Annotated in this window: 13 protein-coding genes; 5 read left to right on the top strand and 8 right to left on the bottom strand. The window is 73.1% G+C overall.

Features of this window, described 5'->3' with window-relative positions:
• Positions 1–11: 11 nt before the first annotated feature.
• Positions 12–833 carry an alpha/beta hydrolase gene (locus AB0M93_RS24605; RefSeq protein ID WP_364276552.1) on the top strand — a complete coding sequence of 274 codons (822 nt, stop codon included), beginning with the start codon at positions 12–14 and terminating at the stop codon, positions 831–833.
• On the opposite strand, the gene AB0M93_RS24610 is transcribed toward AB0M93_RS24605, so the two are convergent.
• The 3 genes from AB0M93_RS24610 to AB0M93_RS24620 all read right to left on the bottom strand — a co-directional run bounded on the left by AB0M93_RS24610 (position 830) and on the right by AB0M93_RS24620 (position 4,895).
• Complete coding sequence (locus tag AB0M93_RS24610) at positions 830–2,032, bottom strand: GTPase (RefSeq protein WP_364276554.1); 1,203 nt, start codon at positions 2,030–2,032, stop codon at positions 830–832. The two genes, AB0M93_RS24605 and AB0M93_RS24610, sit on opposite strands and share 4 nt — an antisense overlap.
• Positions 2,029–3,810, bottom strand: coding sequence for a dynamin family protein (locus AB0M93_RS24615; protein WP_364276555.1), 1,782 nt, complete (start codon positions 3,808–3,810; stop codon positions 2,029–2,031). The genes AB0M93_RS24610 and AB0M93_RS24615 overlap by 4 nt, the downstream gene beginning before the upstream one ends.
• A gap of 101 nt (positions 3,811–3,911) precedes the next feature.
• Positions 3,912–4,895 carry an IniB N-terminal domain-containing protein gene (locus AB0M93_RS24620; protein WP_364276557.1) on the bottom strand — a complete coding sequence of 328 codons (984 nt, stop codon included), beginning with the start codon at positions 4,893–4,895 and terminating at the stop codon, positions 3,912–3,914.
• A 303-nt stretch (positions 4,896–5,198) separates the two neighbouring features.
• Between AB0M93_RS24620 and AB0M93_RS24625 the strand changes: the two genes are divergently transcribed.
• Together AB0M93_RS24625 and AB0M93_RS24630 are read left to right on the top strand one after the other, a co-directional pair.
• Entirely contained in the window at positions 5,199–6,317 is a 1,119-nt protein-coding gene (locus AB0M93_RS24625; RefSeq protein ID WP_364276559.1) for a molecular chaperone DnaK, read from the top strand.
• The gene (locus tag AB0M93_RS24630; protein ID WP_364276561.1) at positions 6,314–8,686 is read left to right on the top strand and encodes a helix-turn-helix transcriptional regulator; all 2,373 of its coding nucleotides are present in this window, start codon (positions 6,314–6,316) and stop codon (positions 8,684–8,686) included. The genes AB0M93_RS24625 and AB0M93_RS24630 overlap by 4 nt, the downstream gene beginning before the upstream one ends.
• On the opposite strand, the gene AB0M93_RS24635 is transcribed toward AB0M93_RS24630, so the two are convergent.
• From AB0M93_RS24635 to AB0M93_RS24655, 5 genes are all read right to left on the bottom strand, one after another.
• The gene (locus AB0M93_RS24635; RefSeq protein WP_364276563.1) at positions 8,683–10,440 is read right to left on the bottom strand and encodes a hypothetical protein; all 1,758 of its coding nucleotides are present in this window, start codon (positions 10,438–10,440) and stop codon (positions 8,683–8,685) included. The genes AB0M93_RS24630 and AB0M93_RS24635 overlap by 4 nt on opposite strands.
• A 75-nt stretch (positions 10,441–10,515) precedes the next feature.
• Positions 10,516–13,149, bottom strand: coding sequence for a fibronectin type III domain-containing protein (locus AB0M93_RS24640; protein ID WP_364276565.1), 2,634 nt, complete (start codon positions 13,147–13,149; stop codon positions 10,516–10,518).
• A gap of 92 nt (positions 13,150–13,241) precedes the next feature.
• Positions 13,242–13,985 (bottom strand): ferredoxin reductase, encoded by a 744-nt coding sequence (locus AB0M93_RS24645; RefSeq protein WP_364276567.1) that lies wholly within the window; start codon positions 13,983–13,985, stop codon positions 13,242–13,244.
• Positions 13,955–14,554, bottom strand: a complete 600-nt coding sequence (locus AB0M93_RS24650; protein WP_364276569.1) for a sulfite oxidase-like oxidoreductase — start codon at positions 14,552–14,554, stop codon at positions 13,955–13,957. Before AB0M93_RS24650 ends, AB0M93_RS24645 begins: the two co-directional genes overlap by 31 nt.
• 29 nt (positions 14,555–14,583) lie before the next feature.
• Positions 14,584–15,183 carry a pentapeptide repeat-containing protein gene (locus tag AB0M93_RS24655; protein WP_364276571.1) on the bottom strand — a complete coding sequence of 200 codons (600 nt, stop codon included), beginning with the start codon at positions 15,181–15,183 and terminating at the stop codon, positions 14,584–14,586.
• A gap of 44 nt (positions 15,184–15,227) precedes the next feature.
• On the opposite strand from AB0M93_RS24655, the gene AB0M93_RS24660 reads away from it, so the two are divergent.
• Complete coding sequence (locus tag AB0M93_RS24660; RefSeq protein WP_364276573.1) at positions 15,228–16,139, top strand: ornithine cyclodeaminase family protein; 912 nt, start codon at positions 15,228–15,230, stop codon at positions 16,137–16,139.
• Between the two features lie 556 nt (positions 16,140–16,695).
• On the top strand, positions 16,696–16,950 hold the full coding sequence (locus AB0M93_RS24665) for a hypothetical protein (RefSeq protein WP_003083120.1): 255 nt from the start codon (positions 16,696–16,698) through the stop codon (positions 16,948–16,950).
• Positions 16,951–16,985: the final 35 nt, after the last annotated feature.

Genomic DNA, 16,985 nt, shown 5'->3' on the forward strand with positions numbered 1-16,985 from the left:
TAGGAGTGACGATGCCTGTTCCCCTGGTACTCGTGCACGGCAATCCGGAGAACAGCGGCGTGTGGGGCCCGCTGCTCGAAGTGCTCGGCCGGGACGACGCGGTGTCGCTGTCCCCGCCCGGCTTCGGGGTGCCGGCGCCGGACGGCTTCTCCGCCACCGTCGAGGGCTACCGCGCTTGGCTCGCCGCGCGGCTGGAGCAGTTCCGGGAACCCGTCGACCTCGTCGGCCACGACTGGGGTGGCGCGCACGTCGCCCGGATCGCGATGACCCGCCCGGACCTGATCCGCAGCTGGGCGTCGGACGCACTCGGCCTCTTCGCCCCGGACTACGTCTGGCACGCGCGAGCCCAGGTGTGGCAGCAGGAAGGAGCGGGCGAAGCGTCGGTGAAGGAGATCTTCGGCGGCACGCCGGCGCAGCGGCTGGAGGTCGTCAATGGCCTCGGGATGACCGGCCCGGCCGCGGAACGCGTGGCCGCCGGGATGGACGACGGCATGGGCCGGGCGGTGCTCTCGCTCCTGCGGTCGGCCGCCCAGCCGGTGATGGCTGACGCGGGCCGCGACCTGGCGAAGGCCCGGCAGCGGCCCGGCTTGGCCCTGATCGCCCTCGCGGACGCCGACCAGGCCAGCGGAACGCCGGCGCAGCACCGGTTCGCCGGCGAGGCCGCCGGCGCCGAGATCGCCGAACTCCCCGGCACGGGGCACTGGTGGCCGGTCACGGATCCGCACCCGGTGGCGCGCGCCCTGACCGCGTTCTGGTCCCGGTTGGACGGTCAGGCCTCCGAGCGGACGCGCGGAGAGTTCGCGGCCCCGCCTCGGCCGGGTATCCAGCGTTAGGCGAACAGCGAGAGCAGTCCCTCGGCCGACCGGACCACCACGTGCGCCGCCGCGCGTTCCGCGTGCGGGCGGTCCGGGCGTTCGGCTTCGTGCCGCCAGCGCCGCAGCGCGTCCAGCCCGGCCTCGTAGATGTCGTTCGGGTCCGCGTCGGGTTCCAGCGCGAGGCGGTCGGCCGGGGCCGTGCCCTGGGCGCCCAGCAACCGGACCGCTTCCTCCGCCGGTTCGCCGGACAGCGCCGTCCGGCCACCGCGGATGTCGGCGATCAGGCGCAGCTCGCGGAAGTCGTGCGCCGCCGCCGCGAACCGCTCCACCCGCGACACCAGGCGGTCGCCGCCCGGGCGGGGGTGCGCGGCAAGCAGCGCCTCCAGCCGGATCACCGCCGTCCGGGCCTTCAACGCCTCCGACCGCGCGACGAAACAGCCGGCCAGGGTGTCGCGCAGCTCGCCGAGACCGCTGCGGCGCACCAGTTCCGCGGACAGCTTCACGCGGTCGTCGCAGCCGGTGCGGATCAGCGTGAGGGCCAGCCGGACGCCGAACATCCCGAACCGGACCACCAGCGACCGCCGCGTCTCGACCTGGATCGGCCCCGGGAACGCCGGGTCGGTGAACGAATCCACCGACAGCACGTGCCGTTCCAGTTCCTCGCGCGGCACCGCGGCGAACGCCGCCAGCAGGTCGAACTCGTCGTCGCGCAGCGACCGGCCGCCGTAGGCCAGCTGCCCGGCGACCGCGATCACGCCCAGGAAACCCGTGCACAGCGGGTCTTCCCGCCACGCGCGCCGCGCCAGCTGCTTCGCGGTGAGCAGCGCGTCGATCCGGCCCGCGCCCACCTCGTCGGCTCGCGACAGCACCAGCACCGAGTTGACCGCGCTCTGCCGCGCGAACGCCGAGCCGCCCGGCGGGTGCGCCGCCGCGAGCTCGTCCGGCTCGAGGTGGCGGACCAGCCGGACCATCGCGTCCGGGACGTCGTCGGCCGGGCCGGGGTCGTCCAGCAGCACCAGGTCGCGCAGCGCGCGCGTCGGCCACTCGCCCAGCGCGGCGGCGAGCGTCGTCTTCCCCGACGACGGCGCACCCGTGAACGCGACGCGCAGCGGCTGCTCCAGCCGGTTCAGGCAGTCGTGCAGCAGCGCCGAGGCCCGCGGGTCGTCCCGGTAGAGCCCGGCCGCGGCGTGCAGCAGGTCGCGGACGTCCTGGGTCACGCCGAAAGTTCCCGCCGCTGCTGCCGCCCGGCGATCGTGCCGAGCTCGCCCGCGCGCTGGTGCAGCGCGGCCAGCCGGTCGATCTCGCGGCGGATGTGCCCGGTCCGCCGCTCCCGCTCGGCCGTGCCGGCCAGGATCGTCTCGCGTTCGCGCGTCAGCTCGTCGGCGAGTTCCTCGGCCAGCCCGGTGAAGTGGTCGCGCAGCCGCCGCTGCACCACGCGGATCGCGTCGCGGCATTCCTTGCTGAACCGCAGGAAGACGTCGTCGACGTGCCGCTGCGCCGCCTGCTTGGCGACGGCCTGGCGCCGCTGCAGGCGCATCCCGCCCTCGTCCTTGATCGTCTTCGCGGCGAACGCGGCGCCGGCACCCAGTGAGACCGGGTTGATCAGCGGCAGCCCGGCCAGGCTGGTGACCAGGCCGAACATCAGCACACCGCCGTACGACCCGCGCAGGCCGGTGAACGCCTGCTGGCCCACCTTGAACTTCTCGATCTTCGGCCGCCGGACGTCGTCGAGGCCGTCCACACCGGAGCCGTCGAGGCGCAGGTCGGGCAGCGCGAGGTCGTATTGGGCGCCAAAGCACGCGGCGACCGCCTGGGCGATCCACTCCGCCCGGTCGGCCAGCCACGTGTAGTTCGTGTCGACGGCCTCGGCCAGCGCGTTGTCCAGCCAGGGCGCGAAGTCGTCCCACACCTTCGCCGGGTCGCCCTCGTCGAAGGTCCGGTCGATGGTGTTGACGATCTTGCGCGTCCGCTCGCGCAGGTCGTACTCGGCGTCGGAGAGCAGGTCGGTGATCTCGTCGGAGAGCAGGTTCTGCCACCGGGTGTTCTGCCGCCGCAGGTCGTCGGCGCGGCGCTGGGCCCGCTGCAGCAGCGCGGCCTGGCCGAGCCCGGCGTCCTGGGCGACCGTGTCGATGCGGTCACTCAGGGACTCCACCAGTTCGGCGGCCGCGGCGCGCACGCCGACCGCGGCGAGCAGCGCGCGCGACTGCTCGGGCGGGCGCGCGGCCTGCTCGGCGATCCAGCCGAGCAGCTCCGGAAACCCCGAGCGGGCGTTGAGATCCGCGTCACCGGTCTTCGCGGCGGCTTGGCGCACGACGGCCGACACCGGCAGCACCGGCGCGTCGATCCCCGCTTCGCCGAGCATCGCGCGGTCGCGTTCGGCGACCGCGCGCCACCCCGGGCAGACGTCGATCTTGGTGAGCGCGAGCACGACGTGCGGGCACCAGGTGCGCACGTGGCGCGCGAGCGCGAGTTCGGCGGCGCTCAGCGGCGCGGTCGCGTCGGAGACGAGGATCACCGCGTCCGCTTCGGCGAGCACGTCGAGGGCCGCCGCGGTGCGCGGTGACCGCGGGTCACCGACCGGCGGAGTGTCGACCAGCACCAGGCCGGCCGAAAGGAGTTCACGCGGCACGCCGACCTCGACGCGGCTGAGGGTGCCCGCCGGCCGGGCCCCGAGCTCACCGGTGAGCCGTTCGACCGCGACGGGGATCCGTTCGCGGGACCGGCCGACCAGCGTCGCGGCGGGTTCGGCGGAGTAGGCGATTTCCGTGGGGACGGCGGGGGTCGCGGCGTCGCCGACCGCGCACACCGGCGCGTTCAGCACGGCGTTGAGCAGATAACCCTTGCCCTGTTTGGGGAAGCCGAGCACGCCGAGCCGGGACTGCCCGGCCGGGGCGTCCCGGCGTCTGCGCAGGCGCTCGGCGAGATCGGCGCGGCCGTGCGTGCGGCACGCGTCCAGCGTCTCGTTGAGCACTTCGAGCCAAGCCGGTGCGGTCACGATGGTCGAGTGTCCCCGGTTCACTCCCCGTACGCACACCGGGTGCCCGTCCCGCGGCTGCACCCAGACCGCGGGACGGGCACCGGTGACCGGTTCGGGGATCAGTGCCCGATGTGGATGTCGTTGTGGCCGAGGTCGCCGACGTGGATGTTGCCCAGCGCGTTGTGGCTGAGGTTGTCGGTGACACCCGACACCACGTCGTGCACCGCGTCGACACCGTTGTTGCTGGCGATGTCGCCGACCGAGTTGTGGTCGACACCGGCCGCACCGGTCACCGTGGTGACGGTGTTGTGGGTGATGTCGCCGATGCTGTGCTGGACCGTGTTCGTCAGCTCGCCGCCGACGTGCTTGAGGTCCAGGTCGCCGACGTTCTTCAGCGTGCCGGTGAAGTCGCCGACGTGGTTGGTGACGTCGGCCGCGCCGGTCACCGCGCCGGTGACGGCACCGGTCAGGTCGCCGACGTGGACGGGCGCAGCGACGTGGCCGGTGACACCGGTCACGACCTGGTCGGCCTGGCCGACCACGTTGCCGCTCTCGACCGCGCCGGTCACGGCGCCGGCCAGGTTGCCCACGACACCCGCGTCGATGCTCTGCGCCAGGTCGCTGCCCAGGCCGAGGGAGCCGGTGACGTCGCCGGCCAGCGCGGTCACGCCGGCGGCGGTGTTGGTGACGTCGGTCACGGTGGTGACGGTGTGGCCGAGGTCGCCGACCGCCGGCAGGCCGAGGCCGCCGATGCCCGGCAGCTCGCCGCCGAGGTCGCCCACGACCGGCAGGTCCGAGGTGGCCGGCAGGCCGAGGCCCGAGGTGAGGGCGGTGAGCTGGTCGATCGCGCCCTGGATGCCGGTCGCGTCGGTGCCGACCGAGGTCAGGTCGCCGACGACGGGGAGGCCGCCCACGGCCGGGAGGCTGTCGACCGGCACGTAGTCGAGCACCAGCGGGATGACCTCGTGCACGTCGGCGGCGCTGACGTCGCCGAGACCGGCGGCAGCGAGCACACCCTGCGGGTCCGTCCCGAAGGCCGCCAGCGCGGTCGGGTCGTTGAGCAGGTTGAGGGCGAAATCGTGCAACGTCTGCACGGAGTCCATGGGGTTTTCTCCTGATCCGGTGGTTCGGGGGACGGCACGGCCCGCAAGGACCGGTGCTCCGTCATCAAGGTAGGGAGACGGTCCCCCAGCGCACATCGGGGATCACTCCGAGTCGCAGTCCGGTCAGCCGATAGGGGATCGATATGTCATCGTTAGGGAGTTAGGGGCTCATCCGAGACGCGCTCAGTTGGGTTAAATCCCTCCAGACCCTTGCCTGACTAACCCGTTTGGGTGAGGATGCCCCGAGCCCTAGGGGGAATTCCGTGCCCCCGATCGGCCCCGCGAGGTGAGGAGGAAGCGCCGTTGCCCTACGTCCTCGGGATCGATGTGGCACAGGGCCGGACCCACGCCGCCACCTGCCGCCGCCAGGGCCCCGGCTGGAGCGACCCCGAACCCCTCTGGCTGGGCGAACGCTCCCCCGCCGCGGCGTCCGCGCTGTTCCTCGACGACGAGGGCTACCTGCTCACCGGGGACGCGGCCGCGCAGGCCGGCGCCCGGATGCCGTCGCGGCTGCTCACCGGCTTCCACCGGCGGATCGGCGACGACGTGCCGATGATCGTCGAAGGCGAGCCGTTCCCGCCCGAGACGCTTACCACCGTGCTCGTCGAAGGGATCGCCGAGCACGCCGCGAACCTGTTCGGCGGCCCCCCGCACCACGTGGTGCTGACCCACCCCGGCGACTGGGGCGGCTACCGCCGTGACGTGCTGCGCCGGGCACTGGCCGACGCCGGGTTCACCGCCGTCACGCTGGTCCCCGGCTCGATCGCCGCGCTCGGCGCGCACCTGCCGGTCCCCGGCCCGGGCGCGCAGGTGGCCGGGGTGTGCGAGTTCGGCGCCGACGGCGTCAACGTCACCGTGGCGACGGCGACCGGCGCGAGCGGCTGGCAGGCCGGCGCCACTGCCGAAGGGGTCGCCCCGGCGGCCGCGCTCAGCACGCTGTTCGCCCTCGCCGGCTCGGCGTCGGCGGTCCCCAAGAGCCTTGCCGGGGTGGTGTTCTGCGGTGACGTGCCCCCGCACGCGCTTCCGGCCCGGCCGCCGTGCCCGGTGTTCGCGGGACCGGTTCCGCCGGCGACCGCCGCCCTCGGCGCGGCCGCCCTCGCGGCGCTGCGCGCCGACCACCGGGAGACGCCCCAGGAACCCCCCGCCGTCGAGACCACCCTGCTCCCCCAGGTGGACACGCTCGGTGAACTCGGCGAGCGGCCGCCCCGCCCGCCGGTCGACATCACGCCGTTCGAACTGCCCGAGCGCACCAGCCCGCTGAACCTGTTCCGCCGCCGGCGTCCCCTCGCCGCCGCGGTCCTGGTGCTCGCCGCGGCCGTCTCGGCGGTGGTGATCACCGTCACCGCCCGCGAAGCCACCGCCGGCCCCGGCACCACCCCCGCTCCCGCCCACTGCGCCCCCTCCGGTGAAGGTCACTGTTGAACACACTGCTCACGCAGGTCCCCCCGCTGCACACCGTCCTCGTGCACCCGGCGGCGCGGCAGCTGCTCGACCGCGTCGCCGCCGAGCCGGCCGCCCCGCTGCGGCTGGCCGTCGTCGCCCCCGGCGGGTACGGCAAGAGCGTGCTGCTCGCCGCGCTCGACCGCCGCTACCGCGAAGCGGGCGTCGACGCCGTGCTGGTCGACGACGCCGACCGGCTCGGCGCCGACCAGCTCGAGGAGCTGCTCGCCGGCGCGGACGGGCCGATCGTCGTCGCGCACCGGCCGGCCGCGGTGGCGCCTGGCTGGACGCTGCTGCAGCTCGGCCCGCTCGGCGTCGAAGACGTGGCGCGGCTGATGACCGCGGTGACGGGATCGCCCGCCGACCCGGCGGCCGCGGCCGAGCTGCACGCCCGCAGCGGCGGGGTGCCGCGGCTGGCCGAGCGCGCGCTGCGCGGGCGGCTGGAGGAGTTCCGGCCCGAGCTCGACGAGCTCGACGACGACGTGCTCCGCTACCTGATTGCGGCCGAGGCCGGCGCCGGGCGCAACCTCGATCTGCTGTGCGCGCTGCTCGACCGCGGCCCCGACCAGCTGCCCGCCATCGTCGAAGGCGCCCGCGCGACCGGCCTGCTCGCCCCCGACGACACGCTGCTGCCGCTGGCCGCGGCCGCCGTCCGCGACTTCGGGCCCCCCGCCCGCCGGCTGACCACGGTGCAGCGGCTCGTCGAACTGCAGCTGGCGAACGACCTCCCGGTGCTCGACCTGGCCCGGTCGCTGCTCGGCACGGGCAGTTCCGGCGCGTCCGCGGCGGCCGCGTTCGCCGCGGCGGCCGGGGAAGCGCTGCCTACCGACGCGCGCCTGGCGACGCAGCTGTTCGAAGCCGCCGCCGAAGCGGGCGACCGCTCCTCCGCCGTCACGGCAGGCTGGGCGCGGGCGGCCGCGTTGTCCGGCGACCTCGACACCGCGCTCCGGCTGGGCGACGGGATGCTCGGCGCGGCCGACGCGGAAACCCGCGCGGCCGGCGCGGAAATCGCCGCGACCGTGCTGGCGCACCGGGGCGAGCTGGCCCGCAGCGCCGAGCTCTACCACTGGGCGGGCCGCACCGACGCGTTCTCCGCGACGGCCATGGTCGGCACGGGCGACCTCGACGGCGCCCGCCGTCTCCTCGACTCCCCCACGCCGGGGGCCACGCCGACGTTGTTCGCCGGCGCGGCGGCCCGGATGGCCCGCGGCATCGTGGATTCGGTGTCCGGCTGCGCGACGGAGACGTTGTCCACGCTGCTCGGCGCGGCCGCGATGCTGGAGCCCGCGCTGGGCGGCACGCTGCTACCGGACAGCCCGGCGGCGCTGGCCGCGCTCGTCGCCCTGCACACCGGCGAGCTGGCGCTGGCGGAATCCGTGCTGACCCGGGCTCTCGACGGCCGGATCGGCGGCGACCTGCTGGCCGTCCGGCACCGGCTGCTGCTGGGCTGGGTCGCGATGACGGCCGGCGACCTGGCGACGGCCGCGGAGCACCGCGACGCCGTCGCCGGGCGGACCCTGGAAGCTCGCGACGAGCTGTTCTTCGCGACGCTGGAGCTGGGCCTGGCCCGGCGAGCCAGCGACCTCGTCGGGCTGCAGCGGTCGTGGAACCGCGCGTACCAGGCGTCGATGCGGCAGCAGACGGACCTGTTTTCGCTGCTGCCGCTGGGTGAGCTGGCCATCGCGGCGGCCCGCACGGGCGCGTTCGCCAAGCTGTCCGGCCAGTTCGAACGCGCCCACGGCCTGCTGGCCCGGCTCGGCGAACCTCCACTGTGGACGGTCTCTCTGGTCTGGCACGAGCTGCACGCGGCGATCACGCTGGAGGACGCGGACGCGGCCAAAGCCCACCTGGCGACGCTGATGACGCACGCCCACTGCGGCCGTCACCCCCGCGCACTGGCCACGGCGGCCCAGGGCTGGCTGGCGGTTCTGGGCGGCACGTTCGCCCCGGACGCGATCACGGCGGCGGCGGCGGAACTGCACGACCTGGGCCTCCGCTGGGACGCGGCCCGCCTGGCCGGCCAGGCGGCGATCCGGACATCGGACCGCAAGGCCATGGTCCAGCTCCTGGAGGCGGCCCGCCAGTTCCAGGGCACGGCGGCCCGCCGCGACCCGGGCACCACCGAACCGGCGGGGGGCGCCGGCCTCGCGGCGTTGAGCGAGCGCGAGCTGGAGGTGGCCCGGCTGGTCGTGGACGGGCTGACGTACAAGCAGGCGGGCAGCAAGCTGTTCATCTCCGGGAAGACGGTCGAGCACCACATGGCCCGCATCCGCGGGAAGCTCGGGGCGGCGGACCGGCGGGAACTGCTGGCGACGCTGCGGGAGCTGCTGTCCCGCCCGGACGCGGGCTAGTCGCGTTTGAGGGCGTTGGTCAGGCCGGCGACGACCGCGGTGGTCAGCACCCAGCCGGCGCCGGTCAGCACCCAGGACCAGACCTGCGCCGTGTCCTGGGGGAACCAGTTCTTCTTCTGGCCGAGGTCGACGACCGGCAGCATGACGTCCAGGGTGTACGCCGCCGGCTGGAACTCCGGAACGGTGGCGGACGCGGCCTTCATCTGGCCGGGGTAGGCCCCGGCGAAGACGGCGGTCCCGACGGCGACCAGCCCGGCCAGCCACAACCCGGCCAGCCAGGTCCGGTAGCCGTAGCCCACGGTCAGGTAGAGGAGCCAGTTCCACGCCTTGCCGAGCAGGTTGAGCGCCTGCCGTCGGCGCCACTGCTTGGCGATCCCCACCCGGCGCGCGGCTTGGGTGTGACCGTCCCGGCGGTAGGCCGCGGCCAGCTGGTCGTAGAGGCCGGGTGCGTAGCCGCCTTGGTGGCGCGCCAGCCACTTCAGCCGGGCGCGGACGGTGACCGTGTCGTTTTCCAGGACATCGTAGGTGAATCCGCGCAGGCGCATCGCGGTGGGCCAGCCGTCGACGGCGTCGTGGAAGCTGGTCACCCGGGCGTTCGTCAGGTCGACGATGCCGCCCGGAGGCTCTCGCGGTGTGAGGAACAGCGCGCCCGCGCGGGCGCTTTCGAGGTCGAGCGCCAGGCCGTCCGGGTTGGTCAGGGTGGCGTCGGTGAAGACGAGGCTGCCGCCGATCTGCGCGCCGAGCAAGCTCGTTTCCCCCACGGCGGTGAAATGATTGCGGCAGAACATCCCTCGTTCGACGGTGAGGTTGCCGCCGTTGAGGGCGTATCCGCCGAAGTTTCGCAACTGGGCGTCTGCGAAATCGAAGTTGTCGCCGACGTTCGCGCTGAGCACGTTCACCTCACCCAGGGCGGTGAAGCCATGGCGGCAAAACATCCCGCGGCCGACGGTGAGACCGCCGGCGTAAAGCGCATACCCGCAGGCGTTGTTCAGAGTCGCGCCTCCGAAATCGAGGCTGCCGGCTACAGACGCCCCGAGCAGACTCACCTCGCCCACGGCGGTGAAGCCGTTACGGCAGTACACGCTCTGGTCGACAGTCAGGCTGTCGGCGTTGAGCGCGTACCGGCCGTTGGCGGTCAGGACCGCGCCGTCGAATTCGAGGTTGCCGCCGATCTGCGCGCCGATGAGGCCCACTTCACCTTCGGCGGTAAAACCGTTGCGGCAGAACATCATCCGGCCGACGGTGAGGCTGTCGGCGTTGAGCGCGGGCCCGTGCGCATTGGCGAGCGTGGCCCCGTCGAGGTCGAGGTGCCCGTCGACTTGAGCGCCGGACAGACTGACCCCGCCTTCCGAGGCGACCAGCCCTGCCAGCACGAGGGCTCCACGGACGTTTAGTTCGTCGGCGGCGATCGCGGGGACGTGGCAGTACGGCAGGCGGATCGTCGCCGCCTGCGCCTGCTCCAGCGTGACAGGCTCCTCGAACGAACAGCCCTCCAGCACCAGCGGGCAGCGGAGGATGGCCGATTCGAGATCGAGACGGCCCGTCACGCGCGCCCCGGCGAGGCGTACGGCGCGCGGCGGGGTTTGCGTTCCGGTCACCAGCCGGGCGATCAGCTCGGCTGGCACGGTCCGGGACGCCGGCCAGCGGGCGCCCTGTGCCGGATCGTCGGCCGTCGGGTCGCCCGTGCGCAGGTCCACCATCGCGCCGCGGGCCGCGGCCTCGGTCAGCTGCTGTTCGAGACCCTTGTCGTCCACCAGACCTCTCACTTCCGGTGGGCCCGGCGCCGGGCCCACCGGAAGTGAGTCGATCGTCCGGTACCGCTCGTTACGCTACGGCGTCGTAGTCGCGGTGAAGGTGGCCGCCGGGCCGGTGCCCGTCGCCGTGACCGCTGCGACCGTGAACGTGTACGCCGTCGCCGGGTGGAGGCCGTCGACCACCCGGGTCATGCCCTTGACCGTCGGCTGGGTGACCAGTGCGTCGCGGCCTTCCACCGCGATCGTGCGGCCGTCCGACACCGTGATCACGTAGCCGAGCACCGGGGTGTCGCCCGCCGCGGCCGGCGGGTTCCAGCGGATCGAGGCCGCCGTCGAACTGGGCAACGCCCGCGCGCTCGTCGGGACACCCGGCAGCACAACGGTTGCCGGGCCGGGCGTCACCGGAGCCGCCGGCAGCGACGGCTCGCTCGTGCCGAACGCGTTGCGCGCCGCGACTGTCACCGTGTACGCCGTGCCGTCCGTCAAGCCGGGCACTTCGGCGTACGCGCGCTTCGCGAAGTCGGCCGCGGACACCGTCGCCTGGTACGTGCGTCCGCCGCCCGACGCCGTCACCACGTAGTCCATGACCGGTGCGTTGTTGAAGGCGAACGTCGGGTTCCAGGTCGCGTACAGCTTGCCCGAGACGGCGAACGTGCCGACCCGCGACGGCGCCTCGGCCGGGGCCCGGCCGCCGACCTGCCGGGTGAGCAGCTTGCGGTAGGCCGGTTCGAGGCCCGCGTTCGCCACGATCGCGGGCGGCGCGTCGGCCGGGCGCGCCAGGATCACGTTGCCGCGGGTGATCGCGCCCTTGTCGACCTTGTCGCGGTCGCCCTGCTCCCAGTAGTTTCCCTCGATCAGCGTCGGGTCGTTGTTGCCGAGGTCGTCGCGGTAGTCGACGTGCACCGTGCCGACGTTGAAGTACGCCGTGCCGTACAGGACGTTGCCGCGGACCGTCTCGTGGGTGTTGCCGTTGTCGGTGTAGACGCCCTTGCCGAGCCCCCACTGGCCGTGGATCACGTTGCCGGTGACCTTCTCGCCGTCGTCCAGGGAGCTGCCGGTGATGCCCTGGGTGTAGACGCCGCCACCGTCGTCGAGCATCAGCATGTAGTCGAAGATCAGGTTGTCCGAAACGACGTTGTCGTGCGACAGGTTCGGCGTCGCCGGGCGCTTGATCTTGTCCGGCCAGCCGCCCCAGCCCACCGAGATCGCCGAGTAGCCGACGTGGTCGATCTGGTTGTGGGAAATGGTGTTCCGCACGGAGTAGCCGTTGACGACCGGCACGCCGCCGTGGAATTCGCGCGGCAGGCCGTAGAGGTGGTTGTCGGTGACCCGGACGTCCCGCACGACGTCGGCGTCGGTGTCCGTGACCGGCTTGTCGACGCCGCCGACCTGCACGCCGTTGCCGGAGATGTCGGTGAAGACGTCCCCGCGCACCTGCGATTCCTTGGTGCCGTCGATGAGGTCGAGCCCCGCGCCGCCGAGGTGGGCGAACACGCTGTCGGCGAATTCGATGCGCTGCCCGTGGGAGACGGCGACGTTGGCGGGTTCCCGCGTCCACGAGGCGTACGGGCAGGTGCCGCCGGGGACGAACTGGCACAGGCCCTGGACGGCCCAGCCGTCGGCGCCGGTGATCGTGTAGCCCGCCTGGATTTCGGAGAAGCCTTCGGGCGACGACGGCGTCAGCCACGTCGCGTACGAGTAGCGGAGGCCGCGGAAGGCCACGTCGTGGATCGGCGCGGCGGCCGTGCCCTTCGCGTCGAGAAGCTTCTCCAGCACCGGCACCTCGACGTCCGCGCGGCGCAGGTCCTGGCCGGGCTTCGGCAGGTAGTAGACGACGTGCGCGGACCGGTCGAGGTACCACTCGCCGGGGGTGTCGAGCAGTTCGAAGGCGTTCTCGGCGTAGGTCGGGTGCCGTCCGTTGGTCAGGTCGGCCGGGCCGACCATGTTCACGCTGCGGCCGGGGATGTCCGGGAACAGCACGCGTTTCGTCGAGTTGTCCCAGCACGGCTGCGCCATCGTGATCGTCGTGCCCTCGGCCGCGGCGAGGGGGCAGCGCGGCTCGGTCCACTGGCCGAGGCCGTCGCGCTGGATGTTCCACAGCGCTTCGCCGGCGGTGTAGACGAACTCGACGTCCTTGGGGTTGCGCCAGTGCGCGAGCGTGTCCGCGCTCGCGGTGTAGCCGGTCGCGGTGGCCTTGACGGTCACCGGCAGCGGGCCGCGGGCGCGTTGCTCGCGGACGCCGTCGACGTACAGCTGCCGGGTCTTGTCCAGCCCGGCGGGCGCCGGCGCGGCGAACAGGCCCGGCCGGCCCGGGACCGGCCGCCAGCCGGTGACCCGCACGCCGCCGTTCAGCTCGGTGTCGCCGCTGCCCTGCCAGATGACGCGGTGACCGTTGCCGCCGGAGTCCCGCGCGTCCAGCCGCAGCGGCGCGGCCAGCCGGAAGACGCCGGGCGCGAGGTGCACGGTGAGGTCCCGAGTCAGGTGCGGCGCCCGTTGCCGCACGAGGTCGCGGGCCCGGTCGAGGGTCCGGACGGGGTCCCCCGCGGTGCCGGACGCGTGATCCGACCCGGCGGGCGAGACGTAGACGTCGCGGCTCGCGGCGTCGGGGTCGGCCGCGGCCGCCGGTCCGGTCGTGGCGAGCAGCGCGCCCGCCCCCAGGAGAGCGGCCACCACGGTGCGCCGCCGCGTCGAGCCCCACTTGGTCAGCATGGAGGAAACATAGGATCTCTCGGCGGCGATGTCGACAATTTCCCGTTCACCGGGGCACGAGGTCACCTATTCATCGGATGCCTGTCCGGCATTCAGTCCCGGCTGGGCCCGAAGCGCTCGGTGCGGATCCGGTGTGGGTCGTGGCCGAGGGCGACCAGGATGTCCGCGACCGTCTCCACGAAGCCCGTCGGCCCGCAGACGAAGCACGACGCGCCGAACTCCGCGGGCCAGCCGGCCGTGTTGAGCGTCGCGACGTCGATCCGCTTGGGGATGCCGGATCGGCCTTCGGGCAGCTCGCGCGTGTAGACGTAGGTGACGTCCACGCCGGCGACCGGCGTGCGCAGCTCGTCGGCGTAGTACAGCTCGGCCGGGGTGCGCAGCGAGTAGATCAGCTTGAACGGTGTCCGCACGCCCGCGGCGCGCCGGGCCCGGATCATCGCCATCAGCGGCACGATCCCCGAGCCGCCCGCGACGAGCAGCACCGACGCCGGATCGGTGGGCCGCCAGGCGAACCAGCCACCGATCGGCCCGCGGATTTCGACGGGGTCACCGATCGCGTACGGGCCGGTCAGGTGCTCGGACACCTCACCATCGGCGACGCGCTGCACGGTGAGCTCGACCCGGTCACCGTCGGCGGGCGCGGCGAGCGAATAGCTGCGCTGCGCGCGGTAGCCGTCCGCGGCGGTGAGCCGGACGTCGACGTGCTGCCCGGCGAGGTGCCCGGGCCAGCCGGGCAGGTCGAAGACGAGCGTGCGCGCCGTCGGCGTCTCGTCGCGGAATTCGGCCAGGCGGGCGACCCGCCAGGCTAGTCGCCCTGATACCGCTGTTCGCGCCATGGATCCCCGTAGTCGTGGTAGCCGGCGTTTTCCCAGAAGCCCGGCTCGTCGCGGGTCTTCAGTTCCAGTCCGCGCACCCACTTCGCGGACTTCCAGAAGTACAGGTGGGGCACGAGCAGCCGCGCCGGGCCGCCGTGTTCGGGCGTCAGCGGCTTGCCGCCGTACTCGTAGGCGATCCAGGCTTGGCCGTCGAGCAGGTCGGCCAGCGGCAGGTTCGTGGTGTACCCGCCGTAGGAGTGCACCATGACGTAGTCGGCTTCGGTGCCGAGCCCGCCGATCAGCGTGTCGACCGAGACGCCGCGCCACCGCGTGTCCAGTTTGGACCACTGGGTGACGCAGTGGATGTCCACAGTGGGCTTTTCACTGGGCAGCGCCATCAGCTCGGCCCAGCTCCAGGTGTGCTTCTCCCCCGCCTCGGTGGTGACGGTGAATTCCCACGTCTCGGTGCGCACGCGCGGGGTGGGGCCCGCGGACAGGACGGGGAAGTCCTCGGCGAGGTACTGCCCGGGCGGCAGCCGCGGGTTGCCGCTGCGAGCCCGGCCGTGGAAACCCGGTGTCACGACACCCATGCGGACCTCCCTGCGTTGTCGCGCCGAGCCTACGCCCGGACGTGCAGCCCCAGCGACGTGACGAGCACCGCAGCCTGTTCGGGTGACACGATCGCCGCGGTCAGCTCGGCGTCCAGCGGGTCCAGCGCCGAGAGATCGCTCCCCCGCAGGTCGGCCCGCGGCAGCTTGACGCCGTGCAGCAGCGCCCCGGACAGGTCGACGTCGGTGAACACGGCCCCGGCGCAGTCCGCCCCGGTGAGGTCGGCCTCCCGCATCCGCACGCCCTGGAAGGTGACGGCCCGCAGATCGGCCCCGGCCAGCCCGGCGAAGGACCAGTCCCCGCCGGTGACCCGCAACGGCCGCAGCTCGCACTCGGTGAAGGAGGAGCCGACGAGCTTGCACCCGGTGAACTCGGCGTCGAAGAAGTTGCACCGCTTGAAGGAGCACCCGGTGAAGGCCGAGTCCACGTGCCGCGACGCGTTGAAGCGCACGTTCCCGAACACGCAGTCGGTGAAGACGGAGTTCCGGGTGACCGCCTCGGAGAGGTCGGTCTCCTGGAACTCGCACCGCAGGTAGTGCCGCCCGGTGATCTCCTCCCCGTACCAGTCGTCGCGGACGAACCGCTGCTCCTCTTGCGTGCCCTCCGCCATGCCGCCAGGCTAGCGGCAGATCCGGTCGCCGGAGGGAGCCGCGCATGCTCGACGCCGACGACGTCCGCAAGGCTGTCCCGATGCCGGCCGCCGTCGAAGCGGTCCGCGAGGCGTTCCTCGAGCTGGCTGCGGGCCGTTTCGAGGTACCGCAACGTTTGTCGTTCGCGCAGGCGACGACGCTGGTGATGACGGCCTGCCACAAACCGACGTCGGCAACGGTGGTGAAGACGCTCAACCTGAGCCCCGGCCGCACCCCGATGATCCTGGGCACGCTGGTGTGGAACACGGCCGAGGGCCAGGTGGTGGCGGACGCGGTCGAGGTGACGACACTGCGCACGGGCGCGGTATCGGGCGTCGCCACGGACCTGTTGGCCCCTCCCGACGCGAGCCGGCTGGCGCTCCTGGGAACGGGAGCCCAAGCGGCCGACCAGGTCCGCGCGGTGGCGGCGGTGCGCCGGCTGAGCCACGTGTCGGTGTTCGGCCGTGACCGCTCGCGGGCGCAGGCGTTGGCGGACCGGTTGAGCGCCGAGTTCCCGGAGGTGACGGTAGCGGTGGCGCGCCGGGCATCGGACGCGGTTTCCGACGTGGACATCGTGTGTTGTGCTACTTCATCGAGTACTCCGCTCTTCTCTGTGGGTGATTTGCCCGAACGGGTGCATGTGAACGCGATCGGGTCGTACCTGCCGTCCATGCGGGAGCTGCCACCCGAGCTGCTGGCCACGGCGGAGTGCGTGGTGGTGGACCAGATCGGCGCGGCCATGGCGGAGGCGGGCGAGGTGATCCACGCGGTGGAGACGGGCCTGCTGGACCGCGGTTCGCTGTTGGAGCTGGGCGACGTTCTTGGCCGCCCGCCGGCGGTCGGCGGCCGGACGGTGTTCAAGTCGGTCGGGGTCGCCGTGCAGGACTGGGCGGTGGGTCGCCTGCTCGGCGAGGCTGTGGGGAGGGTGCGGTCTTAGGGGTCGGTTGGTGGGGGTCGGCGGTTGCGGGATGTCGTGGGGATGGAGGCTCGCCGATGGGCGGCACCGGCAACGGCTGTCTGGGGTTCGCTGCTGGGCGGATCGACAGTCCCGGCTGCCATGCGACGGCGGGTGGGGCGATGCGTGCTCGCCGGCGGCAGTGAACCCGGCGCCTGTGGCAGGGCCGGGCAAAGGCGGAGCGGCCTTGCACGCGGTTCGCTGGCCAGCTGCTGGCCTGGTAGAAGGCCCGGCGCGGCGGCCTAATGGGCTTGCCGGGCCGGCGGCCCGGGCTTGGATGCGGCTCGGGTTGGCCGGCGGCGACGAACCCGGCAGCGGTGGCAAAGCAGGGCCGGCCGGGCCGAGCCGAGCCCACCGGGCCGGCCGGGCGCGCCCGGCCATGCCCCGGATGCTCACCAACAGTGCCGAAGGGTCGCCGGAGAGCAACGGAAGGGGCCGAACGGCGCAATCTTGGGGTTGGAGCGTTTGATCTGTCACCCGATCCGGGAATTTTCGCGGCATGTCTCCTTGGCGAACCACCACCAGACGGAACACGGCCGTGCGGGTCATCACGGCGATCGGCGCGATCTTCGCGGGGATCGAAGTTCTCTACATGATCATGGTGCTCGCCGGTGCGAACGCCGGCAACGCCTTCTTCCAGTTCATCAAGTCGCTGGCGGTTCCTCTCGCGTTGTTCTGGCCCGGCCTGTTCCCCGTGGACAGCCCCAGCCTGGCCGTCATCCTCGACTACGGCCTGGCCGCAGTGTTCTGGCTGGTCGTGACCGGCATCATCGCCCGCTTCGCCGGGCGGTGACCGGAGGCGTTCCGCCGGCCCCGCCGGGAACCACC

Origin of the sequence: Amycolatopsis sp. NPDC051102, assembly GCF_040682815.1 — a bacterium.
GTDB lineage: Bacteria > Actinomycetota > Actinomycetes > Mycobacteriales > Pseudonocardiaceae > Amycolatopsis.